The following is a 24,688-nucleotide window of genomic DNA, read 5'->3' on the forward strand; positions in this document are numbered from 1 at the left end:
ATGCTGCCCGTCTGCAACTTCGACAGAAGTGTGTAGATGAAATTGATGATGATATCCACGTGGTGCCCTCTCACATAACGGGTCCCCGACCCGACAACGACGGTACCGCAGAACTCTTCTCCATCGAATCGCCGACAATCAATTCTGCAACGTGTTCTAATTTGAGGCGACGACTACCCGAGGAGCCTTTCATGACCTGGACACGCACCGAACTCGAAGACGCCTTCGCGGGTTACCAGAACACCGTTGTCGAGTGCACTCGTTCCGGCGATTGGAACGCCTTCGCGGACATGTTCACCGAGGACGTCGTCTACGTGGAACACGCTTTCGGCACCCTCAATGGCCGAGAGGCCGTACGCAAGTGGGTTACTCGCACGATGACGGAGTTCCCGGGGCACCGCATGACCGAATTCCCGGCCAACTGGTTCGTGGTCGACGAGCAGCGCGGATGGATCGTGTGCGAGATCGACAACCCGATGGAGGATCCGGGTGACGGATCCAAGCACGGAGCCGCCAACATCACGATCCTGCACTACGCCGGCAACGGACTGTGGTCTCGCGAAGAAGACGCCTACAACCCGATGAACTTCCTGTCGATGGCAAAAGCATGGTGCCTCGCCGCGGAAGCGGCGGGCACCCTCCCCGACGACGCCAAGGCCTGGCTCGCCAAATTCGGCGCTATGGTGCGATAGATCCTGTCGGCAACGAGGATCCGACCGGCTGGGCCGGACCGACCGCACCGGCCAACGACCACTGCCCGTAGTCCCGAGTGAGGATCGAGTTCAGATCCACGCCGACGCCGTCGACCTTGCGCTTGTCGATCTCGAACTGATGCAGGTTTGCCCGCGGGTGCACATACCCTGCGGGCGAGCCCCAGTTGTGCTGCCAGAACCAGGTTCCGACGCCGGCACTGATCATTGCGTCGATCACGCGAGTGTTTCCGTAGACGCCGAGCGCTCCGTTGCCGACAACCGAGGCCCACCCCTCGAGGTACGGCGTGATCAGCGTAGTGATTTCAGTAGTGGTCGGGTTGTCGTCGATCGACGCGTAGATCGGCCGACCGGACGGCCCACCAGCCGCCGCATGTAGTTCGAGGCCACGGGCAGCATGACGCTTGCCCGCTTCGCGGGCCCCGCGCCAGTCCGCCGTTCCGCCCTTGCCGAATTGATAGCAAGAAACGACTTGAAGTCCGGCCGCGGTCAACGCGTCGGTTTCCCGCGCCAGTACGGGCTTGCCGACCATCCAATCGGCGCCCGGGCGCCTGTCCGAGACGTATCGAATGGCGCCCGCATACCCGGCGGCCTTTATCGCCTGAGCGGACGGCACACCGGCGGCGTAATCGAGCAGGGTCCCGAGCGAACCGGCATTGGCCACCGACGTCGTACCGCTCAATGCAGCGAGTCCGGCAGCCGCCGATCCAGCCGCTGCGTACTTGAAGAGGTTTCTTCGCGAGACGTGCACAAAGCTCCGATCATCGGCGTGTCCCGCTCGAAGTGGCGGGCAGGCAAGCTATCTTCTTTCGCTCGCATTCCACCACAGTCACATCAACCCCGCCATGCACTTGGTCAACAATGCTCACATTGTCACCAAATTGGACGCCTGACAGACAACAGTGGCCCCCGAAGGCATTGCCTTCGGGGGCCACTGAGTCGGCCTAGCGGCCGGAAGCTATCAGCTGAGCGAGGTGAAGAAGCTCAGAGCGCTGAAGAGATCAGACGCGTTGCTGAAGAAGTCGTTGAGGAAGGTGAAGGCATCCGAGAATTCTGCGCTGCTCATGCGATGTGCTCCTGTCGAAGATACGGTCCAGAGGATTGCCGCCACGTGAGTGGCTGCTGGCGATAAGAGTAGAGGCCTTCCGTTACTTCCGCGACACCAAATGTGTCCGGGACGTTACGTTTCGACCCCTTCGGGGCGCGGACATACACACAGGTAACACCCACCGGCAGTGATCAAACTGTCACCTAAGGACGATTTATTGACGTATTCCGAACATCATTCCCGATAGCAGCTACCGAGCAGCATCAAACCTGTAGGCCGACCACAAGATTGGCAAGCCTTACTTAACAGGATGGGTGTTGCTCCCGATAGAGGGCGTACCAGCAGATTGGCCAAATCCCCCGCGGCAATGTAGCCACGCGAGCTTAGTGCGGGCGCAAACATTCAGCCACAGTTCGAGTTAGCGAGATCTTTACGCCGAAAACGACCGGCCCGACGGCCCGCGGGACCATACCTATCGGTCATCATGGTGACGCTATTCACACTGATTTGAGGAACTCCCGGCACCGATAACAACCGGATCTCGACACCGATTGGACGTTCGAGGGCACAGTGGAGTTCATGAACCTCACAAAGAAGAAGTCCTGGAGTGAGCTGTCACCCGCGCAACGCCGCGTCGTCGCCGTGCTCGCAACGATTCAGTCCCTGTTGGCGATCGCCGCGTGGACAGACCTGGCGCGACGCCCTGCCAATACGGTCAACGGCAGCAAGAAGAAGTGGGCGGCGATCATCTTCGTCAACTTCTTCGGGCCACTCACCTACTTCCGCCGAGGCCGGATTCAGTCGAAGTAGTCCCAGAACTGCAGCCACTTCACCGACGCGAAGAGCGTCAGAGTCACTGCGTACACCGCAATTACCGCCGCGACGCCGCGCCAGTTGGTGCGGGGAACGGCGCCGTCGACCGGGTCCAGCCAATGACGGAACCATCTCGTGACCGTCGGCATCAGGAACCACGTCATGGCGCCGACGCTGACTATCTGGCTCAACCACATCAACAGCCACGGCGGCGCTCCGATCCCGTCGAGCAACGGCCCGAGAAACCTCGACAGCGTCATCACCGTCGGATAGAGGACGAGCAGGATGATCATCGCCGTCTTCCAATTCGGCGTCGCGCGAGTCTGCCCGTTCTCCGTGCGCAGAATGGTGCCGAACGGTGTCGACCGCGTGGTCTCGGTGAAGTCCTCGGCCAACTCGGCCCGCAGTTTCGGTAGTGCTGCGGCCCTCTCGGGCGACGCCATCCACACCGCCAACTGCTGCTCTGTCCGAAACCGAAGGACGGACTTCCACTGGGTGGAGTCGGTGACCGACCGCAACAACATCACCGACTCGTAGCCGGAGAATCGCGAACTGAGATCGATGAGGTGTCGTTGCGTTCGCAGAAACTCGTTCTCCTTACCCACGACGACGGCGTGGTCGTACACACCGATACCGGGCGGCGGCAGCACGCCGTCGATCAGAACGAGATCACTCGTCTGCGCCAGAATTCCCGTTGCAGCAGCTGATCTTTCGAGATCGCGGCGATCAGTCGACTCCAGCCAACGATGAAGATCGTCGGCACTGTCGAAAGTGACGGACACGCCGTGCGACACCGGTTCCGGTTGATCACTGATGCCACAGCTCAGGTAGCCGTCGAATCGACCGGCGGTCTCGGCCGCACGCTCGACCCACGCCCGGAATCCCGAACTCGTTCGGTGGTACCCGGTGATGGCAGTTGCGGACACGTCAGCCCGATATCCGGCGCCCTTGCACGTACACGTGCGCAATCGCGGGCTCGCGCATCGCCATCAGGAGCCCGAAGAGCGTCTGGTCGCGGGCGAGTATCGGATCATCCGAACGCGTTCCGTAGTTGACGAGCCCGGCGAGCGGCGGCCACCCGGACGGATCGATCACCAGGAAGTCGGCCTCTTTGCCCTCGTCGAAGTTGCCGATCCGGTTCTCCATGTCCAGCGCGCGAGCACCGGCGAGTGTTCCGGTGAACAGCAGTTCGGCAGGGTGCATCGACACTCCGTCGTCGCCGGCTTCGGAGATGTGAACCTTGAAGGCGTCGCCGAGGACTCGGGTGAGCAGGCACTCGTCGCCGCCACCGAAGTCCGATCCGATCGCGATGTTGACCCCTGACGCAACGGTTCGTTTCCACGGCATGGTGCCGGAGCCGAGAAACTGCTGGGAAGTAGGGCAATGTGCGATCGAGGTTCCGGTCTCGGCCATTCGTGCGAGTTCGGAGTCCTGGCAGTGCACCGAGTGCGCGAGTATCGCGCGTGGACCCAGGAAGCTCTTTCCGCCGACCTGTGAGCCGGGGAGGAACTTGCCGTCGTACGTGTCGAGATAGGTCTCGACCTCGTACTCGGCGAGTGTGGTCGCCACCTCGCCGGTTCCGGGCCGATTGTTCTCGTTGAGATGACTGTGGAAGTAGACGCCCCGGTCACGGACGGAGTCGTACAACTCCCCCAAATCCTTCAGCGTCCGTGTTGTCACCGCGAGAGAAAAGCGGGGAACCACTGCGACGTGAACGAGCGCAGTGTTCACGTCGCCGGTGTCGGCCGCGTGCCACTTGTCGATCTCCTCGCGGGTGAGTCTGATCGCGTCCTCTTCCGAGGTGATCAGCGCGGCGGCGGAGGCCGGGCCGGTGGTCTGAATCCCACGTCCGCTGACCACCCGAAGGCCGCGTTTCAGAGTTTCCGAGAACAGGGCGTCCTGCGCGTGCGGGAAGGCCGATCCGAACACCATCGCGGCCGTGGTTCCCGTGGCGATTCGGCGAGCGCAGAAGGCCTCGGCAGCGTGCTGGGCAAACTCCGGATCAGCGAATCTCGATTCGGAGGGAAAGACGCACAGGTCGAGCCACTCGAGGAGTTGGCCGCCGCCGTATGCGTCGCCGGCGTAGGTCTGCGGGAAATGAATGTGTGCATCGACGAATCCGGGCAGCAGGAAACCCGGTCGGTGGTCGTGGGTTTCAGCGCCTTCGAGACCGCTCGGGAGTGATCCGAATTCTCCGCAGTAGACGATCGTTCCGGCATCGTCGATCGCCAAGACGCCGTCGGGGATCGAGACGAGCGACTGCGCCGCATCCTCTACCGTCGGACGACCGGAGATGTGGAAGACATGGCCTCGATGAAGGTGCGTCACTTACTGAGCAAAGCACAAAACTACCCGGCGTCGCGCGGCGAATGCTGTCCTTTTTGTCAGATATTGGGATCAAGCAAGAGTTGCATGCCAAACAAGAGCCGCAGCCAGCGCACCGGCACCGTTCAACGACCAATGCAGAGCAATCGGCGCAATGAGGCTGCCGCTGCGATGACGAAGCCAGGTGAATACGAGACCGGCCGCAGCGGTGGCGAGAACGGCTCCGAGGATGCCGGCGACCTGGCCGACGACTCCGGTACCGAGAAAGCCGGACAGCCCTTCGTTACCGCTGGTCAAACCCATCGACGACGCGATGTGCCACAGTCCGAACATCAGAGAACCGGCAGCGGCGACGCCGCGGAATCCACTGACCCGGTTCAACGTGCCGTGCAGGACGCCACGGAAAGCCAACTCTTCGGGAATGACGGTCTGCAGCGGGATCACGATCATCGACGCGACGATCGCGCCGGAAATAGTGGCGTAGCGATCCGCCATGAAGAAAGGACGTGTGAGCGGAAGCAGAGCGCCGACGGCGACAACCGTCAGGACCAGGCCGACGGCAGCAAGCGCGTACTTCGAACCTCGCCGCAGGTCACGAGGGGACAGCCCCAATTCCGCCCACCCCATTCCCCGGCGCTTGGTGAGCGCCAACAGGACGAGAGCAGAGATGGGTACCGTCGCGATGCTTGCCCAGGCGGTGGTGAAATGCGCGATCAGATTGGTTCCCACCAGCACCACGATCACAACAGCGATATCCACGTATGCATGCATCCGCGGAAAACGAGGAGCGGTCGCTTCGATCTCCAATGGACCGATCTCCACTGGGCCGCCGCTCGTTAGCTGAAAGTTCACTTTGTCCAGTGTACCGGCGCACGAGAACTGCCCGCCACTGTTTGCGAACACGCTCACAGTGACGGGCAGGTCCCGAAACAGCTCTGATCAGGCGCCGAGCGTGCTCGCAAACTTCGGAACGGCGTTGTCGATTGCGTAGGTCAACCCCGGTACCGAGCCACTCGAGAACGCATTGACGAGTGCCGGGTCATCGAGGATCAACAGATGTCCCTCCTGAGCCGACGGGATTGCGCGCAGTAGCGGATCGTTCGCAAACGCACTGCTGTCGAGGAAGATCGGAAACAGCACCGTGAGATCCGCGTCGAACAGGTTCAGGTTCTCGTTGGCGACCGGGATGTAGAAGTTTCCGGTGGCTTTTTCGGTGATCGCCGTCGGGATCGTGAAGCCGAGGCGGGTCATGAAGTCTGCGCGTGCGTCGCCGGGTACGTAGGCGCCGTAGCCGTCGGAACTGTAGGCGCCGACCGCCGCGGTCTTGCCCGCGAAGTTCGGATTGGCGGCAATCGCGGCCTCGAACTTGGCGTCGAGGCCGTCGAGTAGCGCCTTGCCTTCCGATTCTTTGCCGAGTGCCTTGGCGACGAGTTCGGTCTGCTGCTCGACCGTCGTCCCGTAGGCCGTGGCGAGACCCGGCGGCGGCCCGACCGTCGGTGCGATGGCACTGAGCTTGTCGTAGGTGGCCTGCGTGTTGTCGCTTCTCGTCCACAAAATCAGGTCCGGGTCGAGAGCAATGACGTCCTCGATGCTCAGGTCCATGGTTCCGAGGATCTTCGGGTCCGTGGTGAACTCGTCCGCAATCCAGGGTCCGACGCCCTTGCCACCGAACGCCATCCAGTCCGCGACGCCCACTGGTTGAGTGCCCAGAGCGAGTGCCGTCTCGGCGTCCGACCAACCGAGCGCGACGACGCGCTCCGGGTTGGCCGGGACCTCGACGTCACCGAACATGGTCGAGACGGTTGCTCCCGCCTCCGCGGGTGCGTCAGCGCTGTCGCTGCTGCAGCCGGCAAGTCCGGCGACGGCGAGCGAGGCCGCCAAGGCGGTGACTGCAATCTTCATTCGAGAGACTTTGATTCGCATGGTTACCAGCACTCCTCCAACGCTCCAGCGAGAATTAGGGAAGGCTAGCATCAGCTAACGAAGGCTGTCGCCCATCGGCCAGATCGTGTTCAGGACGCGTCTGCGGCCCGTTCGAGCTCCGCGATATCGATCTTCTTCATCTTCATCATCGCGTCCGTGGCGCGTTGCGCCTTGGCCCGATCCGGATCCTTCATCAGTTCGAGAAGGCGATTCGGGACTACCTGCCAGGACAATCCGAACTTGTCCTTGGCCCATCCGCACGGGCCCTCTTCGCCACCCTCGGTCAGCCTGGACCAGTAATGATCGACCTCAGCCTGATCGACGCACGGAATCTCGAAAGACACTGCTTCCGAGAACGTGAACATCGGTCCGCCGTTCAATCCGGTGAATCGCTGACCGTCGAGCTCGAAGCTGACGGTCATCACCGATCCCGCCGGCATTCCGGAAGGCGATCCCTCGACGTATCTTTCGATTCCCAGGATCTGCCCGGAACCGAACACCGAGATGTAGAAGTTGGCTGCTTCTTCTGCTTGGTTGTCGAACCACAAACAGGGAGTGATGGAAGGCATGTTCTGTCCTTGTCGGAGAGGTTACGAAACAGGTGTACAGGGTTATAGACCCGGCCCGAACCGGAAACTCATCGCAAGGAATTACTCAAGCCGACAACGCAGAGTCAAGCATCGGCCAGGAGCGAACGAGTTCGTCGCGCCAGTACGGCCAACCGTGCGTCCCCACCGGTTGAGCGCTGCGGGTGACATCGACTCCGCGATCACGCAACACCTGAGTGATCTGGTCGGTGCACAGGTTCGATCCCAGTTCCATGACCCCGCCGACGACCAATACCCGGCCCAGGGCAGGAGTATCGAGAGTTTCGTGCGGACCTGGTAGTCCCGATCCCGAGGCGAGATACACCTTGGTGCCGCGCAGCTTGTCGGCATTGGCGAAAATGTCGTGCTCTTGCCAAGCCTCACTGCCGGCCGGACCCCACATCTGCTCCGAACGGGCATTTCCGTTGATCACCACAAGATCGGTCAACGCCTTGCCGAATCCTCCGACGGTTGTGTAGCAGCCGCTGTAGCCCGCGACCACGTCGTACAACCCGGCCGAGCGTTGGGCCAGAATCAGCGCGGCTTCTGCACCCATCGAGATCCCGCCGATTGCGTTGTGCCCGTTGGTGGCGAACCTCGTGTCGATCAGTGGGGGAAGCTCTTTCGTCAGGAATGTCTCCCACTTCAGACGACCGAATTTCGGGTGGTCTTCCTGCCAATCGGTGTACATGGTGCCGGTTCCACCGATGGGGAGTACGACGTTCACATTTTTGTCGGCAAAGAACGGGACGATATCGCCGTTAGCCGGAGCCAGCCAGTTGTTCTCTTCGATCTGCCCGGAATTGCCGTCCAGGAGATACAGCGTCCCGCGCGGTTCCGAGCGGTCGGCAGGAAGCAGCACTTTCACCTGCATGGTGCGCCCCATGGCGGGACTCGCGACGTCGAGAAGAACCAAGCGCGAAGACAGTTCGGTGACACTCGTTATCTTCGGGGTCTCGTCGGCGAGCGCGGTCGAGGGCAACGCAAGTAGTGAAATCAAGGCGAGCGCGCCGACGAGAACGACGCTTCGAAGGCTTGCTCGATGGGGCCTCACACGCCGAGCGACGCGGCGATCATCGGCCACGAGTCGTGTAAGTCGTCTTCCCAGTATCCCCATGAATGCGTTCCTGCCGGCTTGAAGTTGTAGCGAATGTTGTTCATACCCAATGCGTTCGTCCTGTCCGCAAGCTGGGTGGTGCAGTAGTGAGTTGCCGCCTCGATTCCGCCACCGAGAACAAGTTGCAACGCCAAATCTGTGACGTCGTTGTCGATCCGCGGATCGGCAAGTGTGTCGTACGGACCCGGAATTCCGGTTGCTGTTGTGATGTACATAGGGACTCGAGGTAGCTTGTCCGCGTTGACAACCGGATCGTGAGCCGGCCAACCCGGACCATCGTACGGACCCCACATGTTTTCCGCGTCACCCCCACCCACGGCAACCACGAGTTTCACGAAGTTCTGCCCGATGCCCGGACTCGTCATCGCGCACCCGCTGAAGGACCCGACACTGTTGTACAGCGCGGGCGCCGCCATAGCCAGATCCAGTACCGACGTGCCTGCCATCGACAGGCCTGCCAGTGCGTTCTCGCCGGTCGTCGCGAACATTGAATCAATGACTGGCGGTAGTTCTTCCGTCAGGAACGTGGTCCACATGTTGACCCCGTTGTTGTTGCCGGATTTCGCGAGGCCGGGGTCCGGCCGCTCCCAATCGGTGTAATAGCTGAATGCTCCACCGAGAGGCGTGACCACGTTGACGTGCTTGTCCGCGAAGAACTTCGGTGCGTCGGTCCGCACCGACCACGTCGCGTCGTCTTTTCCTCCGTCTACTCCGTTGAGTAGGTAGAGCGTCGGAGCAGGCGTCGAAGTATCAGCCGGCCGCAAGACCTGCAACGGAATGTCGCGCCCCATCGACTGTGAGTACACCGAGATGCCGACCAGCCTGCTGTCCGCCGACTGAGCGTGACCCGGTGCGGTGAGGAGCTGGAGCCCACACACTGCCGTGGCCAACGCCACGAAGACACGGAAAACCGTTCGTAACGCACGAGTCTCGATCATCCGGGTCACTCTCTTCGGCAGCGGAACCTTTCGAACGGTACCGCCTGAAACAGGCAAACCCGACGTGATCGGAAATACTCGATCCGGTCGACACGGAAAGGCTCACGCACCGAGTGCGTGAGCCTTTCTCGTCAGACGACGCTTACTTGGGCGTAACCGTGCCGCCGCTGAGCGTGGTCAGTGCGTCGACGAGACGCTGACCGAGGTTGTTGACGCTTCCGATGGCTTCACCGAGAGATCCCATGAGTTTCCTCCTGCAGTTTGTCGAAATTGAAGTAACTACACCCGGAGCGGGCGTGGCAATGTCGCGCTGAATTAGGGGGTGGGGTCCTTGGAGATGGTCTCTACCGATCCCATGAAGGTCTTGAGCAGACCGTCAGCGCTGAACAGTGATCCCAGGCCCTGAACAACAGCGCCGAGAATTCCTTCCATTGAACCCATGTGAATCTCCTTGAGAGGTCAGAGGTCAGCTGCCAAAAGCACCCGACAGTGCTGTGACAGCTGCGTCACATCTGTAATGTATCCGTGACGTGGGTAACAGTAATCATACGAACGACCAGTTGGCAAAGGATTCCGACAATGGGGTCATTATTTCGACTAATAAGGTCTGCTACTGAAAAAATTCCGGCCAATCGGTCGAATTTGACCAATTCTGTCGCCGCATTGATCAACCGCCCCAAATCCTGCGGTTACCCACCAGTAAACTGAAATCATGTCTAGCGCAACCTCACTCACGCAGGTAGCTAATTTCCGGTGGCACCGCCATCAACTCGACCGAGCGGTTGTCGGTGACGCCGATCACAGCGATTGCAGCATTCTCGATCTCGGGATTCAGAACACCGGACCTGACGGAGCCGCCTGGGCCCTGCGGATCCGCGGCGTCCGCGTCGACGCCACTGAGCTCGCTCTTGCCTGGACGTTGCGCGGAGCCCCCCACTATTACCGTCGGGGCGACCTGCCTGCCGTCGCCGCCGCCACGTCGCCGTTCAGCGAAGCCGATGCAGCCAAGCGCATTTACGACGCGAATCGGCCCCTGAAGGCCGCCGGCATCCCGACGCTGACTGCCCTGCAAACAGTTGCTGCTGCGATGCGGGACATCGTCTCGAAACCAACCGTCAAGGGCGAGATGTCCGCGCAGTTGACCAACCGAGTGACCGAGCCCTATCTGAGATTCTGCCGCCCGTGCAACGCCACTCATCTGTACGAGATGCCGTTCCGGCTCGCGGCACTCCAGGCAGGCCTCGAGCTACAGCCGGACACATCTCCCCCAGTGCTCGAACGCATTCCGGGTTGGCGCCGACGCCCATTCAGCGCCACGGGCGCAGACGCAGATTCCCGCTTCGACGTGATCCGGGGTTATCTGCGGTTCTACGGCCCCGCGACACCTGCTCACGTCGCGTCGTTTCTCGATGCTCCGGTCAGGGACGTCAAAGCCCACTGGCCAATCGATGCCGAGGAGATCGAGGTGAACGGCGAGAAGCGGTGGATTCTCGAACAGGACCGCGAAGACTTGTTCGGCTCCCCCACCGATTCAAATACGCGCTTGCTCGGGCCTTTCGATCCGTATGTACAGCTCAAGGATCGGGAGACCCTGGTTCCCGATCCGACCGCCCAGAAGACGGTGTGGCCGACCCTCGGGCGACCGGGCACGGTGGTAGTCGGTGGCACGATCACCGGATTGTGGCGACCACGAGCATCCGGAAAGACGCTGAAGGTCGCGATCACCCCGTGGGGAACGTGGTCACGATCGGCCCGCGCAGCAGTGGCCGAGCAGGCCGAAATACTTGCCGAATTTCGCGGCGTCGAGCTCTCCGAACTGGTCGAAGTATCTTGATCGAGCCAGTGGCATCCGGATAATTCCAGCTCACACCCGCCCCGATTCGGAGAAGGAAACCCCCAACGATAACCTGAATGCGACCTTCGCACGCACCCTTGTTCAGGAGAGATGATGGCCGACTTCCTCTATGAGGACCTGTTGCCGATCGGTGATGACACCACCGAGTACCGATTGCTCACCACCGAAGGGGTGTCGACAGTCGAGGGACCGGACGGCCGCACCTTCCTGCAGGTCGAGCCAGAAGCGATGCGCTTGCTGACCGAAACGGCGCTGCACGACATCTCTCATTACCTGCGCACGGATCACCTGACGCAGCTCGCGAGCATCCTCGACGATCCCGAAGCGTCGAACAACGACAAGTTCGTCGCGCTCGATCTGCTCAAGAACGCCAATATCGCCGCTGCCGGCGTTCTGCCGATGTGCCAGGACACCGGAACCGCCATCGTCATGGGCAAGCGTGGACAGCATGTGCTCACCCCCGGCGACGACGAGAAGTCCATTGCCCGCGGTGTCTACGACGCCTACACGCGTCTGAACCTGCGCTACTCGCAGAACGCCCCCATCACGATGTGGGACGAGAAGAACACCGGCAACAACTTGCCCGCGCAGATCGAGCTGTACGCCGATACTGCTGCCGGACATGAGAACTCGTACAAGTTCCTCTTCATGGCCAAGGGCGGCGGAAGCGCCAACAAGTCCTACCTGTACCAGGAAACCAAAGCGATCCTCAATCCCGACTCGATGATGCAGTTCCTCGAGGCGAAGATCCGCTCACTCGGCACCGCAGCCTGCCCGCCCTACCACCTTGCAATCGTCGTCGGCGGTACTTCGGCCGAGTTCGCGATGAAGACGGCGAAGTACGCGTCGGCGCACTATCTCGACGAATTGCCCACCGAAGGCGCCATCACGGGTCGCGGCTTCCGCGATCACGAGCTCGAGAAGAAGGTTTTCGAGCTGACGCAGAAGATCGGTATCGGAGCACAGTTCGGCGGCAAGTACTTCTGCCACGACGTCCGCGTCGTCCGACTCCCCCGCCACGGCGCTTCGTTGCCCGTCGCCATTGCGGTGTCCTGCTCGGCAGATCGACAGGCGAAGGCCAAGATCACCCCGGAGGGCGTGTTCCTGGAACAGCTCGAATTCAACCCGGGCCGTTTCCTGCCCGAGGTCACGGACGCTCAGCTCGACGAAGAGACGGATGGCATTTCGGGTACCGGCAAGGGCGCTGCGGTCAAGATCGATCTGACCAAGCCGATGTCGGAGATCCTCGCCGAGCTCTCCAAGCACCCGGTGAAGACTCGTCTCTCCTTGACCGGTCCGCTCGTCGTGGCACGCGACATCGCGCACGCCAAGATCAAGGAACGCCTCGACGCAGGCGAAGAGATGCCGCAGTACCTCAAGGATCACCCGGTGTACTACGCCGGCCCCGCCAAGACGCCCGACGGCATGGCGTCCGGTTCGTTCGGCCCGACCACGGCCGGCCGTATGGACTCGTACGTCGAGCAGTTCCAGGCCGCCGGTGGCTCGATGATCATGCTGGCCAAGGGAAACCGCTCCAAGCAGGTCACCGACGCCTGCAACTCGCACGGCGGTTTCTACCTCGGGTCGATCGGTGGACCGGCCGCTCGCCTGGCGCTCGACTGCATCAAGAAGGTCGACATCCTCGAGTACGCCGAACTGGGAATGGAAGCCGTCTGGAAGATCGACGTCGAGGACTTCCCCGCCTTCATCGTCGTCGACGACAAGGGCAACGACTTCTTTGCGCACACCGGTGAAGTGACCCTGACGATCGGCAAGCGCCCGGGTCTGTAGACACGTCAACAGCAAAGAGCCCCGGCGAGTTTCGATCGCCGGGGCTCTTTTGTGTCTTTGTCAGGTCCAGAGCGCGGCCACGAATACGGTCACGATCGACAACCCGCCGACGACGTGTACCAGATTCGGATTGGGCTGGCCCTTCTTCTGCTTCGCCCGGGTGATCTCGGCAAGCGCCACGATGACCAGCGAAAGCACCAGCTTCACAGCGATCTTCGCGTGAATGTAGTTCTTGTCCAGGGCGCCTTCGCCCAACCCGACGATGATCAGGCCGGACACGAACTGCATCCTGGCACCCCACACCATGACCTCGGTGATCGAAGGAGCCTTGAGGACGGTGAAGTAGCTACCGACCAGGGCAGCCATGCCGAGTAGGTGAATCACTACAAAGACGTTGTATAGAACAGACATACAAGCACTTTAACTTGTACCTTGTTCTGGCCGAACGGAACTGCGACTTCTCTCAGAGAATTCCGGCTTCGGATGCGGCGGAACGATATTTCGCTGCCAAGGTGTCCACCGTCTCGTGTGCGTTGAGACCACTGGGATTGGGCACGATCCACAGTTTTGCCCCCTCGAAATCACGGTCCTGACACCCGGCCTTCGCCTTCTTGTCACCGAAAGCTGTTCGATAGGCGGTGATCCCGGCGAAGGCAACGACTACTGGATTGGTTGCGCGCACGATGTTTCGGACCCGAACTCCGCCAGTTGCGAGTTCCTCCGACGTCAATTCATCGGCGCGCGCAGTTGCCCGCACCGCCAAATTGGTGATGCCCACTCCCCGATCGATCAGATGCTGTGTGTCAGCGTCCGACATACCCGCGGAAGGATCGATCGCATGCTCGATTATGCCTGCCCGCAGCAGTGCCGGATAGAACCGATTACCCGGTCTGGCGAAATGCGCGCCGGTCGCCGCCGTCCACAGTCCCGGATTGATACCGACGAACAACAGCCGGCAATCCGGCCCGATCAGATCCTCGATCTCGGCGTCTCGGAACGATTCCAGTTCGGCGCGCGTGAATCCCATGCAGCCAGTACATCAGGCCGTCACGACAGCGCTTCGCGCACCTCGTCGATCGCGTCGTGCATCATCTGCTCGTACACATCGATGTCCGGAATCGAGGCCGGACTGCTGGTGATGCTGATCGTCACAGTGTCCCCGATCCCGTGTACGCCGTGGGTCAACGACATGACCGGCGACAAACTCGGGAAGCCCGCTGTGAACCGAACGACGCCGCCTCCGAGCACCAGATCCGCGTCACCGCGCGCGACACTCGACACCACGGTGTTTCCAGTGACCTCGTCGGGTACTGCCGTGAAATCGTATTGCTGCACGCCCCAACGGACCAGCGGGCCGGGAACCGCGTTCAGCGCGAGATCCGACGCTGCGCTGGATGGATGGGACGCACGTGCGCGACGCTCGTCCATCGACTCCCTGATCAATTGGGCTCGCTCACGAAGATCATCGACTTCCGGGAACAGCCCGACACCTGCATTGCGGAAGTGATTGCGCGCCGTGGGTGTACCTGCCTTGGCGATGGTCACCTCAGCTCCCAATTCGGGCGGTACCGAGCCGTCTCGCTCGGTGAGGTAGTTCGCCATCGCTACCGAGATGGCTGTCATCGCTCCGACTGTGACGGATACGCCGTCGCCACGGAAATCGGCGCTGTCCCGCACGACCATGCGCACCAGTCGGTGCGGTCCGGGAGGGATGTTCGAGCGCACCTTCGGACGGCTCGCCGCCTGCGGCGCAACAACTCCCGATTCGGTGTCCGCCTGCAGCTGTAACTGCGCGCGGTGCCCCGCCCGGCCGTCGCGGAACAGCGAAACGAGTTGGCCCGGAAGGCGCAGGGCGGCGCGGCCCAGAATCTCGGCTGATCCGCTACGCCGCACGTCCGTCTTCTGCTTCGCGGGCGGTTGCGGCGAGAACAGTTGGCGAGCAATCGCCGACGCGCGTTTGCCGTCCGCCAGAGAATGAGCGACCTGCAGAACTGCGATCAGCGCCGGGCCACTGCAGCGCGGCACGCCGGTGACGCCGTGAAACAGGTGCAGCGTCCACGGGGACTCGCGCGGGTCGACGTGGTTCTCGAGTAGTTTCTCGATTCCGTGAATGCACGAGAGCCACGAGTTTTCGGGCAGCTCATGCACTCTCACCAAGGAGGCGTCGACCGGCATGGGCTCCCACACCGGATAGTCGAGGTGCCACGGCGATTCACGAATCCGAACATTGAGATCCGGAATGAGCGACGCTCTTTCGACCACCGAGCGTCGTAGCTCGTCCATGTGCTGGCTCTGCCCGTCGAAACAGTAGAGCAGCAGCTGATCGTTCGGGATCTTCTCCGAAATCCAGAAGGTTTGGGCATCGGTGGGCGTCATCCGTAACACCGGGAGACGGTACCACCGGCTTGTCAGCTCTTTTCTGCAGCAGCTTTCAGCTGGGACAGGCCCTTCTCGAAATCCTTTCCGACAAGCTTGTCCATGCTGAAGATGAAACCGAAGATCTTGAAGAACAGATTCTTCTTTCCGGTCATCTTCCACGTCACCTGAACTTCACCGGAATTCGGCGAGATGAGAAACGTGGTGACGTTCTGCGCCTTGAACGGCTTGAGGAAGGCCAGGTCCAAAACTACTCGTTCATTCGGGACGGATTCGGTGATCACCATCGAACCGGAGCCCGCCTTCTTGTTTCCCGCCCAGGCGTACGAAGCCCCGACGCCCGCGTCAGGCCCCGCGTACGTCCGCTGCATCGCCGGGTCGAGACCTTCCCACGGCGACCACTGAGTCCACTGATGGAAATCGTTGATCAACGCGAAGACGACCGGTGCTTCTGCCTTGACGATCTTCGTACGTTCTACCAGGAATTCGTTGGAATTCTGCGAAGCCATCGTCGATCTCCAATTCTCGGGCGTGACAAGTGTTCGGAATTATCCACGGTCGACGAGATCGGAGCGAGTCGACACTCAGTCCCGCAGGCACAGGCAGAAATAGTGACCGACCGGGTCGCGGTACACGCGGAAAGTCTGATGCTCCGGAATGTCGGTCACCCGCTGCGCTCCAAGGTTCGTCACCCAAGCCTCGGCGGGGTCGAGAGAATCCACGAACAGATCCAGATGGATCCCGACACCGGAGGTCGGCCAGTCCACCGGAACAAAATCCGGAGCGAGCTGAAACGCGAGCCGCTCCCCGCCGGGTCCTTCGATCACGTGCCAATCATCCTCGTCGCGAACACTTTTCCACTCGAGGACCTGGACGTAGAAGTTGGCCAATGCAGCCGGATCCGGGCAGTCCAGGACTGCGTAGTCCATACCGATGTTCGGGCGCGTCACTGTGCCTTCTTCTCCTGAACTTTCTTACGCACGAACAACAACGGAAGAACCAGCGTCGCAACGGCGGTTACCAGCCACACGACGACGGTTCCCAGAATCCACGTCGAGACACCGGAGATCGACAGATTGGAGAAGAGCGACGCCACCAACAGCGCGACAAATGTCGACACCAATCCGATTCCGCCGAGAAATGCCGGTGCATGGCGCTTTGCCACCGTGGCGATGAACGGCGCCAGGACCGACTGCGCAATCGCAAAGATCACGACCGCAACGATGAATCCGGATGTGGGCGCCGAGAAGCCCGAAAGAATCAACGACGCAACAAGAAGCCCGACAGCGGCAGAACCCAGGAAGATCGCGGCGCGAATCAGGAAGCTGATCATTTGTTGATCCTATATGTCGGATATCGAGGAGAACAGATATTCACAATCCCAGAGATTCCTGCACCTCTCGCAATGTCCGGGCAGAAGATCGGAGCCCCGAAGCCTCCTTTTCCGATAGCGGTACTTCGAGGACTCGGCCGGCACCAGCGCGACCAACCATCGTGGGAAGGGACAGGCAAACGTGCTCGAGTCCGTGGACGCCGCTCTGCAAAGTCGATACCGGCAGAACCCGTTGTTCGTCCCGCAACACGACTTCCGCGATGAATGCGCTCGACAATCCGATGGCGAGGTTGGTCGCGCCCTTACCCTCGATGATCTCGTAAGCACTCTCGACTACAGACTTCGCTACTTTCGCGCGTAGGTCGGGGCCGAGGACGCCACCCGACGGTCCCACGAACGAGGTTGCCGGCACTCCGCCGATGGTTGCGCTCGACCAGAGCGGAATCTCGGAATCCCCGTGCTCGCCCACGATGAAGGCATGAACGTTCTCCACCGCGACTCCGAGTTCGGTAGCCAGCAGGAATCGCAATCGGGCCGTGTCCAGCACGGTCCCAGATCCGAAAATTCGGCCGCGGTACGACGGTCCCGCGGCCTGGATCGCTGCGTAGGTCGCCACGTCGACCGGGTTGGTGACGAAGAGAAGGACCGCGTCCGGTGACACCGCCAACAGTTGTTCGGTCAGTGTCTGCGCGATCTTGACGTTCACCGCGGCAAGTTCGAGCCGCGACTGACCGGGATGCTGTTTGGCGCCCGCGGTGACGACGACCAAGTCGGATCCCGCGGTGACCGAGATGTCATCGCCTCCGTCGACAGTGCACGGCGGTGTGAACTGGGTGCCGTGGTTGAGATCGAGAACTTCGGCCCGGACCTTTGCGCTGTTGGTGTCGTAGAGGGCGAGCGCGTCGGCCGATCCGCGTATCAGGCACGCATACGCAATTGCGGTGCCGACGCTTCCCGCACCGACAACGGACACTTTTCGTCTGGATGAACGATTCGGCGTCGTCATGGGTAAATGGTGCTCGCTCGATAACGATTTCGCAGTACAACGGATTGCCAGTCTCTTCTCAGGGTTTGGATGCAGACCTCTCAGAATCGACGTGGATGATCGCTGACATGGCTGAGGTAACCGTTCTTGCAGTTGGCGGCACCGGCGAATCCCACGTCGGCGACCACGGCGCCCGTGTGCGCGGACTCCTCAGTGCCGTCACCGACGAACTCGACAGTCGATTCGATTCTCGCTGGGTCGCTTATCCCGCATCGTACGGTCCGGTCGCCGACGGTGGCCTGAGCTTTCGGCACAGCACCGCGATGGGTGTGAAGGCCCTCACCGCCGAAATCGCACAGACAGACGGCCCGGTCATGCTGATCGGATACTCACAGGGATGCACCGTGATCCGCTCGGCTCTTCCGACGCTGAACCGCGCCAACGTCATCGGAGTCGGACTGATCTCCGATCCTCAACAACCGGCAGGCGTGATCGAAGGTTGTGAGGGACACGGAGTTGCCGGCGACGGACCCGAGATCCAGCCGTGGATTCCGGTCAAGTGGATCGGGCACCCGCAGGACATGATCTGTAATGCCAGCGACGACAGCTACATTCGCGACATCGCAGACTTGACGCGCTGGATGTCCTTCTCGCAGGCACGCGTGTGGGCAGGAAAGGTTTGGGAACTACTTCGTAGCAATGCTTTCCAAAATGCGCAGAAGACTCGTTTCAGTCCGAAACAGTGGCGTACCGATCTACGACGTATTCGCACCGCGTTCCTCGAAGTACTTGGTTACCTGCCGACGAAGTTGAACCTGAACCGATTTCAGCTCAAGAACCCTCGCGGCGGTAGACACATCAGCTACGCGATCGAACCTCTCGACGAGAGCGGACTGACCGGGTGTGAGCTTCTGGCGTCGTGGATGAAGGTCCACGCGAGCGGCGTCGGGCAGCGCATTCACGCGGCCTGACCTTTACCGTTAGTTTACCTAACGAACCCCGGGGAGCCATTCGACGCCTCTACGTTCCTTTCATGCAACTGAGCAGAATATTGTCGTGTGCCGCCGTGACCGTCGCACTCCCCCTCACCGCCCTGGCGGCCCCGGCCGGCGCATCGCCAACCGGCAGTCTCGACTGGTCCGGTTCGTTCGGTAGTTCAGCACCCCAGCCGGTTTCGACGTTCGACGTCCAAGCCCACCGCGGCGGGCTCGGCCTGTACACGGAAAGCAGCCTGGCCGCGTTCGCGAATGCCCTCGAAATGGGCGTCAGCACACTGGAACTCGATACCCAGATCACCGAGGACGGGATCGCTGTCGTCACGCACGATCGTAAGATCTCGAACAAGAAATGCCTCGACACCGAGCCCGCAACTGCGGGTGACCCGGAGTTCCCGTACGTCGGCAAATTCGTCAACACGCTGAGCCTGCAGCAGATCAAGACCATGGACTGCGGCACTCTCCCCCTTGCCGGATACCCTGAACAGCAGAATGTTCCGGGAGCGAAAATGCAGACGCTCGAAGAAGTGCTTGCCCTGGTGAAGTCGTACAACGCACCCGGAATCAAGCTCAACATCGAGACCAAGGTGGAAGCGGGAGCGCCTCACGAGACCGCCCCGCGTGAGCAGTTCGTCTCTGTAGTCCTCGATACGATCCGGGCAGCCGGATTGTTGGACAGCGTCACCATTCAGAGCTTCGACTGGGGCTCGCTCATGCTCACCCGTCAACTCGCGCCGAGTGTCCCCGTCGTTGCGCTCACAAACGGCGACTTTCTCCAGGTAGGCAAGGACGGAGCGTCACCGTGGCTCGGCGGTCTGGACATCGATGATTTCGGTGGCGACGGCATCGCGGCGGTAGCAACCTTTGGTGCCTCCGCCTACTCCCCCGTCCAAGGAACTCCGCAGGGCGGAAAGGTCGGGGATCCCGGTTTCACCCTCTATCCGACAGCCGACATGATCGCGAGCGCACATGCGCGTGGCATGAAGGTCATCCCGTGGACCGTCGATGATCCCGCCACCATGCACGCCCTGATCGACCTCGGTGTCGACGGGATCATCACCGACTACCCCGATCGTCTCCGAGCCGTTCTGGCCGAGCGAGGCATGCCACTACCTGCACCTGCGGTCAAGAAGTAGCCTCCACCGCGCACCGAAGCAGGTACCTGAACAGGTACTACGGCCGATGTCCCCGGGGGCCCGTCGGCCGCATCCTGGACAGGTACTTGCTCGGGTGATCGGAGGTGAATTCTGATGATGTCTTTGAAGGATCAGTTGGACAACTGCGAATACCTACTTGCCGACGCGGAAATGGCCGGCGACTGGAATGCTGTCCGGCGATTCAGGGAATACCGGCTCAGGCTCGTTCGACAACTGTGCAGGCAAAGGGCCGCCGGCCTCTGCGCCTAGAGGCCCGACCTCAACCGTATCTGAGCTGGTCCCTCTGGGCGGTTACGATCCGCCGTCGCCCGAGTCACTGTCGGGTGCTCTCACCAATTGAGCTACAGAAGGTATGGCCCGCAGTGCTTTTCGACTGCGATCTTTCTCTGCCGAACCATACGGGCCCGCATCTCGTCCCCGCTACTGATTTTCGAGTAGACGATCTACACCGACCACCGCTGTGAGTTCGGTTTCCGCGTCCCCGCGGGGACGTCCCCGTCGAGGCCACACCGAATCACCGCTGACCAGTAGTCGATGGGATGATGACCTGCGTGTCCATGTCCCCACCGCTGCCCGTCAAGAACGGGGTTGGCCCGACGCGCCTACGCATCCCGCTCTCTGGGCCGTGGGCGACGATCGCCGAGTACGTCGTAGCCAAGTTCGACCATCTGGACGCCGAGAACCTGTATCGGCGGTTCGACGACGGCGAGTTCGTAGATACCGACGGCCACTCGATCTGCCTGAACACAGAACTCAGCGCGCACCGGTTCGTCTGGTACTACCGTGAGTTGCCGGCGGAGGACCCGGTGCCGTTCCACGAGGAGATCCTGCACACCGACGACGATCTCGTCGTCATCGACAAGCCACATTTTCTCCCGACCACTCCGAGCGGGCGATACCTGCGTGAGTCGGCGCTCATCCGCCTGCGGGTTCGTCTCGACAACCCAGATCTGACCCCGATCCATCGACTCGACCGCGGCACCGCAGGGGTGGTGATGTTCTCGGCCCGCCCCGCGACGCGCGGCGCGTACCAGTCACTGTTCGAGAAGCGTCAGGTCACGAAGGTTTACGAGGCGGTGTCGGCGCGACCGACCCGGCGGGGCCGGGATGCACCAGCGCTCGACGTCCCTCTCGTTTACCGCAACCACATCGAAGCTCGACGCGGCGAGTTGCGAGTCGTCGTCGACGACAGCCGTGAACCCAACTCCGAGACCATGATCGAGGCGCGAGGGATGGGCGTGAGTGCCTCCGGACGTGCTGTGCTGCACACGGTTCTACGTCCGCAGTCCGGACGGATGCACCAGTTGCGGGTGCATTTGGCAGCTCTCGGCGCCGGGATCCTGGGCGACCGGCGATACCCCGACCTGCTTCCCGACGCGCCGGACGATCATTCCCTCCCACTCCAATTGCTCGCGAGGGAACTCGAATTCACCGACCCGTTGTCGGGGAAAGCGCGGCGGTTCGTCACCCGTCGGACGCTCAGCGAGCTGCCAGTGGGGTGAGGACCAGAAGCCGCGGATTTAGACGTTGAAGCGGAACGCTAGGTTGACACCGCGCAGGCGCGCCACCAGCATTGATGTGGCTTTCGTCCGCTTGCTTAGCCCCGTTCTAGCCCTAGTGGATGTCGGAGACCTTGAGGGGCGACGGTCACTCTGGGGTGCCGGACGCCTCACCAGCTCGTTTCTTTATGTTGTGCAAGCTATTAGGGTGCCCTTTCAAGAATTCGTCGACCTCTTCCGCCGGTCGGACGAACTGTTGTATGTCATCATGAGCTTTCTGACGCTGTTCCCAGTCGTCATCCAGATGGTCTAGGGCCGCACCGGTGAACTCTCTCGCGTGTGTCGCCAATTGCCGGTGCCATTCGGGGGAGAGTACATTCGGGTCGGCTAAAGCGTTCCGAGTGCAGTACGCCACAAACAACGCCTCTGCGGTGAGTTCACGGCCTAGAGAAACGATCTTCTCCGCATCGAATTCTGGGTAGAGCTTCAAGCGTATCGACCCATCAGGATCGAACATATAAGGGATTGTGGTCAAAGCAGACGGGTGGGCACTTGCGCTCGACTGCTTATAAAATTGTTGGTGGGGAATCTTGGCCTCTTCATCTCCCCCAGCCATCGCTGCCGCGAACTCTCGAGATGTTCGATCGGGTACCCACTCATTCTTGCGGAGCCATTTGTCTGCGAGGTCCGCATTATGACCCAACATCCGAGCAACACCTGCGGATTCGTACACACCTCGGATCGTGGCTCGTGCTTCCGTGTAGAAGCCCATCACGGCCAAGTTCGCTGCTGCTTGGAGCCCTTGATAGGCACGAACTAAACCTGACAACGCAGCGACGTCATTCGAGAGCCAGGCACGAGGATCGCCCTTCCCCGCTTCAACGAGAACGTGCTCGATGAGTGCCATAACACTGTGGAGTCGGTCGAACGACTCCGCCACGTAAGGCGCACTCAACTCCAGATTTCGGAGGCTATAGAGCACACGATCTCGGGAAGGTGGCACGTAATCCGCACTACTATCACCTGCGTTGTCCGTAGAGTCATCAACCATGAATTCACTCTATCGGGCCTTAATTCCTGATGGCTCTAACATTCGACGACTCTGGTGATGTCGAGGCAAACGCTGCGCCCATTGCATCGGTGACGGCATCGCTGGCGTCGTCGTACAGGTGCCCGTAGATGTCCATCGTCACCTTGAACGAGCTATGACCGAGGTGCGCCTGAATCGCTTTGGCCGGAACATTCGCCGCGATCAGCAAGGCCGCGCAGGTATGTCGGAGGTCGTGTGCGCGAAGCTTTCTCGGTAGCCCCGCGACCTGCACTGCCTTCTTCCAGTAGGCCAGGTAGAAGTCGCGACCCCAGTGCATCGGCCTGGAACCGTACGGACTGTCCGCACTGACGAGCGGCGTCGGCCAGACGTACATATCCGGGGCGAAGGCTCCACGCCGTGCTTGAGTTTCGGAGTGTGCAGCCAAGGCATCGGCCAGTACTACCGGTAGCGGCACAGTGCGTGTCTTGTTGGTCTTAGGCGGCACCACATACCACTCCCCCGAGTTGATCGTGCTGATTGACTCCGAGACCATCACCCGATTCCGTAGGAAGTCCACGTTCTCCCACCGGAGACCGCATATCTCGCCAGCCCGCATTCCTGTCTGCGCAGCAAAACGTACGAGCAAACCCAGCGACGTGGCATCGTCGGCGTTGTCTCCCTCGCGCACAAGCCCTTCCATCGCAACGGCCAACTGTTCCACCTGATGGGCGGTCAGGAACGCCGGCTCTTCACGGTGGTGCTTTGGCATGTCGTCACGGGTGAGGCCGTTAGCCGGGTTGCCACGCAAGTACCGCGCTCGCACGGCTGCGTCGAGAACTTGGTTCATCACTCGCACCGCGTTGCCCACGGTGCCCGCAGCCAGTGGCGCGCCTACGGGCTCGGGTTCGCCGTTCTGCCTACGTTGCTCTGCAAGCCGTTCCTTCCTACGTTGGTCTCGCAACGTATTGGGATTCGTAAGGTCCGCCTCACCCTTGTTGTTGTGGTTGATCCGCTTGCCGTGCAACGACAGGTCGGTAATCCACGCAGCGAGTTCTAACGTCGTGATGGCACCAATCGGGCGATCCGCGAACGTGGGGTAGATCCGCTGATCCAGGATTGTCCTGTACGACCGCGCCGTCTTGGGCCGTAGATTGCGACTGCCGAACCACAACTCTGCGACCTCACGGAAGGTGCGACGCGCTTCGTTGGGATCGATGTAGTCGCCACGGTTGCGGTCGCTCTTGATGTTGTCGAGGAACTTTTTGGCCTCAGTCTTGGTAGTGAACGTCTTGCTGCGGCGCTTCCCTGCGTCGTCGTACCACCGCGCCTGATACCGCCCGGTGGTCTGCTCCCTGATTGCGTAGCGATTGGCTCCCATGTAATTCCGTTCTAATCCGTTGTCTCACAAGCTATTTATGCCAGCATACCGGTCCAAACGTTCAGCTCACACGCCATTTATACTGTCCGACTTGATCTTTCACCTGTGCCGATTCGCTAAGAATCCCCACATCTAGCCCCGATCTAGCCCCAAAATGGATGTTCCACGAGAGATCTTCGAAAGCTGTCACGCAGTACAGGCGCTTGACAATGAGCCACCCCACACGCGGGCGCACCCAGCTAGTGCAAGCCCGCACGCAGGATGCTCAGGCGGCAGCGAACGGCCTACCTGCCCCTGCGGCGGTGGGCGTACGGCGCAGGCGGTGGCGTGGTGGCACGTAGCTGACTGAGCGCATCTTCCATCGACATGAGCCCACCATTGGTGGAGCTCTGCGGTTCAGGAGCCGGGGCTGGTTGTGCGTGGATCACACGCGATGGAAGTGGGGCGTCGTCTTCCAGGTCGCCATCGTCCACCAACTCCGCATCCAGCACATTTTGCCAATCTGAGGCAGGTTCATCCGGAACACCCCGCGCTGCACGGCTTTCCGCTCTGCTGCCGCCCATGAGCATGTCAGTCAACAACGCCTCGTAGGGCTTCGTCGGGCCAAGCTCCACCGAGACCGCAGTCTTAGCGCCCAACCCTGCACGGTCGAGCGCATCACGGATCGCCGCGAGCTTCACAGCTGCCGGGGCGTTGTCGTCGGTGGCGATGCCGAGCAACTCCTGTGCCATACGATCAGCAGCCATCTCCAAACGCACGCGGGCTTTCGCCTTCACTTGTGGGCTGCGTCCACCGTGCGTACCGCACACGTTCCCACCGTTGATAGCC

General features: G+C 61.2%; 26 protein-coding genes and 1 tRNA gene. 7 read left to right on the plus strand and 20 right to left on the minus strand.

Annotated elements, in window-relative coordinates; all coding sequences use genetic code 11:
* Positions 1-191: 191 nt before the first annotated feature.
* A complete protein-coding gene (locus AC1Q6C_RS00645; protein ID WP_007726289.1) occupies positions 192-692 on the plus strand; it encodes a nuclear transport factor 2 family protein in 501 nt (166 codons plus the stop codon).
* Here the strand turns inward: AC1Q6C_RS00645 and AC1Q6C_RS00650 are convergent.
* Complete coding sequence (locus AC1Q6C_RS00650; RefSeq protein WP_030536231.1) at positions 679-1,461, minus strand: DUF1906 domain-containing protein; 783 nt, start codon at positions 1,459-1,461, stop codon at positions 679-681. The genes AC1Q6C_RS00645 and AC1Q6C_RS00650 overlap by 14 nt on opposite strands.
* Before the next feature lie 876 nt (positions 1,462-2,337).
* On the opposite strand from AC1Q6C_RS00650, the gene AC1Q6C_RS00655 reads away from it, so the two are divergent.
* On the plus strand, positions 2,338-2,568 hold the full coding sequence (locus AC1Q6C_RS00655) for a PLD nuclease N-terminal domain-containing protein (protein ID WP_007726301.1): 231 nt from the start codon (positions 2,338-2,340) through the stop codon (positions 2,566-2,568).
* Here the strand turns inward: AC1Q6C_RS00655 and AC1Q6C_RS00660 are convergent.
* The 8 genes from AC1Q6C_RS00660 to AC1Q6C_RS00695 form a co-directional block, all read right to left on the minus strand.
* Positions 2,556-3,497, minus strand: coding sequence for an antibiotic biosynthesis monooxygenase (locus AC1Q6C_RS00660; protein WP_492666316.1), 942 nt, complete (start codon positions 3,495-3,497; stop codon positions 2,556-2,558). The two genes, AC1Q6C_RS00655 and AC1Q6C_RS00660, sit on opposite strands and share 13 nt — an antisense overlap.
* A gap of 1 nt (position 3,498) precedes the next feature.
* Positions 3,499-4,899, minus strand: a complete 1,401-nt coding sequence (locus AC1Q6C_RS00665) for an amidohydrolase family protein (protein ID WP_030536234.1) — start codon at positions 4,897-4,899, stop codon at positions 3,499-3,501.
* Positions 4,900-4,968: 69 nt separating this feature from the next.
* Complete coding sequence (locus AC1Q6C_RS00670) at positions 4,969-5,667, minus strand: CPBP family intramembrane glutamic endopeptidase (RefSeq protein ID WP_051720844.1); 699 nt, start codon at positions 5,665-5,667, stop codon at positions 4,969-4,971.
* Between the two features lie 168 nt (positions 5,668-5,835).
* A complete protein-coding gene (locus AC1Q6C_RS00675) occupies positions 5,836-6,798 on the minus strand; it encodes an ABC transporter substrate-binding protein (protein WP_230358912.1) in 963 nt (320 codons plus the stop codon).
* Between the two features lie 110 nt (positions 6,799-6,908).
* Positions 6,909-7,388, minus strand: coding sequence for a VOC family protein (locus tag AC1Q6C_RS00680; RefSeq protein ID WP_003945229.1), 480 nt, complete (start codon positions 7,386-7,388; stop codon positions 6,909-6,911).
* An 85-nt stretch (positions 7,389-7,473) separates the two neighbouring features.
* On the minus strand, positions 7,474-8,460 hold the full coding sequence (locus AC1Q6C_RS00685; protein WP_230358913.1) for an alpha/beta hydrolase: 987 nt from the start codon (positions 8,458-8,460) through the stop codon (positions 7,474-7,476).
* Positions 8,457-9,461 (minus strand): alpha/beta hydrolase, encoded by a 1,005-nt coding sequence (locus AC1Q6C_RS00690; RefSeq protein ID WP_492666317.1) that lies wholly within the window; start codon positions 9,459-9,461, stop codon positions 8,457-8,459. The genes AC1Q6C_RS00685 and AC1Q6C_RS00690 overlap by 4 nt, the downstream gene beginning before the upstream one ends.
* Positions 9,462-9,776: 315 nt before the next feature.
* A complete protein-coding gene (locus AC1Q6C_RS00695) occupies positions 9,777-9,902 on the minus strand; it encodes a hypothetical protein (RefSeq protein ID WP_019744544.1) in 126 nt (41 codons plus the stop codon).
* Between the two features lie 271 nt (positions 9,903-10,173).
* Between AC1Q6C_RS00695 and AC1Q6C_RS00700 the strand changes: the two genes are divergently transcribed.
* Both AC1Q6C_RS00700 and AC1Q6C_RS00705 read left to right on the plus strand, forming a co-directional pair.
* Positions 10,174-11,295: a winged helix DNA-binding domain-containing protein gene (locus tag AC1Q6C_RS00700; RefSeq protein ID WP_007726312.1), complete on the plus strand. Its 1,122-nt coding sequence runs from the start codon at positions 10,174-10,176 to the stop codon at positions 11,293-11,295.
* A gap of 114 nt (positions 11,296-11,409) precedes the next feature.
* The gene (locus AC1Q6C_RS00705; RefSeq protein WP_007726313.1) at positions 11,410-13,107 is read left to right on the plus strand and encodes a fumarate hydratase; all 1,698 of its coding nucleotides are present in this window, start codon (positions 11,410-11,412) and stop codon (positions 13,105-13,107) included.
* A 60-nt stretch (positions 13,108-13,167) separates the two neighbouring features.
* On the opposite strand, the gene AC1Q6C_RS00710 is transcribed toward AC1Q6C_RS00705, so the two are convergent.
* The 7 genes from AC1Q6C_RS00710 to AC1Q6C_RS00740 form a co-directional block, all read right to left on the minus strand.
* The gene (locus AC1Q6C_RS00710) at positions 13,168-13,518 is read right to left on the minus strand and encodes a hypothetical protein (protein WP_003945214.1); all 351 of its coding nucleotides are present in this window, start codon (positions 13,516-13,518) and stop codon (positions 13,168-13,170) included.
* A 52-nt stretch (positions 13,519-13,570) separates the two neighbouring features.
* Positions 13,571-14,134 (minus strand): mismatch-specific DNA-glycosylase, encoded by a 564-nt coding sequence (locus AC1Q6C_RS00715; RefSeq protein WP_230358915.1) that lies wholly within the window; start codon positions 14,132-14,134, stop codon positions 13,571-13,573.
* Between the two features lie 20 nt (positions 14,135-14,154).
* Positions 14,155-15,483: a WS/DGAT domain-containing protein gene (locus tag AC1Q6C_RS00720; protein WP_030536239.1), complete on the minus strand. Its 1,329-nt coding sequence runs from the start codon at positions 15,481-15,483 to the stop codon at positions 14,155-14,157.
* A 32-nt stretch (positions 15,484-15,515) separates the two neighbouring features.
* A complete protein-coding gene (locus AC1Q6C_RS00725; protein WP_030536240.1) occupies positions 15,516-15,992 on the minus strand; it encodes an SRPBCC family protein in 477 nt (158 codons plus the stop codon).
* Positions 15,993-16,067: 75 nt separating this feature from the next.
* Positions 16,068-16,433 (minus strand): VOC family protein, encoded by a 366-nt coding sequence (locus tag AC1Q6C_RS00730; protein WP_007726323.1) that lies wholly within the window; start codon positions 16,431-16,433, stop codon positions 16,068-16,070.
* Positions 16,430-16,816 carry a phage holin family protein gene (locus AC1Q6C_RS00735; protein WP_003945275.1) on the minus strand — a complete coding sequence of 129 codons (387 nt, stop codon included), beginning with the start codon at positions 16,814-16,816 and terminating at the stop codon, positions 16,430-16,432. The genes AC1Q6C_RS00730 and AC1Q6C_RS00735 overlap by 4 nt, the downstream gene beginning before the upstream one ends.
* Positions 16,817-16,856: 40 nt before the next feature.
* Positions 16,857-17,822 carry an L-lactate dehydrogenase gene (locus AC1Q6C_RS00740; protein ID WP_039972672.1) on the minus strand — a complete coding sequence of 322 codons (966 nt, stop codon included), beginning with the start codon at positions 17,820-17,822 and terminating at the stop codon, positions 16,857-16,859.
* Between the two features lie 107 nt (positions 17,823-17,929).
* Between AC1Q6C_RS00740 and AC1Q6C_RS00745 the strand changes: the two genes are divergently transcribed.
* Both AC1Q6C_RS00745 and AC1Q6C_RS00750 read left to right on the plus strand, forming a co-directional pair.
* A complete protein-coding gene (locus tag AC1Q6C_RS00745; RefSeq protein WP_039972676.1) occupies positions 17,930-18,772 on the plus strand; it encodes a PE-PPE domain-containing protein in 843 nt (280 codons plus the stop codon).
* A gap of 62 nt (positions 18,773-18,834) precedes the next feature.
* Entirely contained in the window at positions 18,835-19,932 is a 1,098-nt protein-coding gene (locus AC1Q6C_RS00750; protein WP_172827019.1) for a glycerophosphodiester phosphodiesterase family protein, read from the plus strand.
* Positions 19,933-20,228: 296 nt separating this feature from the next.
* Here AC1Q6C_RS00750 and AC1Q6C_RS00755 read toward each other — a convergent pair.
* Positions 20,229-20,304, minus strand: a tRNA-His gene (locus AC1Q6C_RS00755).
* Positions 20,305-20,492: 188 nt separating this feature from the next.
* Between AC1Q6C_RS00755 and AC1Q6C_RS00760 the strand changes: the two genes are divergently transcribed.
* Positions 20,493-21,455, plus strand: a complete 963-nt coding sequence (locus tag AC1Q6C_RS00760) for a pseudouridine synthase (RefSeq protein ID WP_492666318.1) — start codon at positions 20,493-20,495, stop codon at positions 21,453-21,455.
* A gap of 145 nt (positions 21,456-21,600) precedes the next feature.
* Here the strand turns inward: AC1Q6C_RS00760 and AC1Q6C_RS00765 are convergent, their stop codons facing one another.
* The 3 genes from AC1Q6C_RS00765 to AC1Q6C_RS00775 all read right to left on the minus strand — a co-directional run bounded on the left by AC1Q6C_RS00765 (position 21,601) and on the right by AC1Q6C_RS00775 (position 24,606).
* Positions 21,601-22,503 (minus strand): hypothetical protein, encoded by a 903-nt coding sequence (locus tag AC1Q6C_RS00765; RefSeq protein WP_492666319.1) that lies wholly within the window; start codon positions 22,501-22,503, stop codon positions 21,601-21,603.
* A gap of 19 nt (positions 22,504-22,522) precedes the next feature.
* Positions 22,523-23,860 carry a tyrosine-type recombinase/integrase gene (locus AC1Q6C_RS00770; RefSeq protein WP_492666320.1) on the minus strand — a complete coding sequence of 446 codons (1,338 nt, stop codon included), beginning with the start codon at positions 23,858-23,860 and terminating at the stop codon, positions 22,523-22,525.
* A gap of 284 nt (positions 23,861-24,144) precedes the next feature.
* A complete protein-coding gene (locus tag AC1Q6C_RS00775; RefSeq protein ID WP_492666321.1) occupies positions 24,145-24,606 on the minus strand; it encodes a hypothetical protein in 462 nt (153 codons plus the stop codon).
* Positions 24,607-24,688 lie beyond the last annotated feature (82 nt).

This window comes from Rhodococcus sp. MT28 (assembly GCF_058792695.1).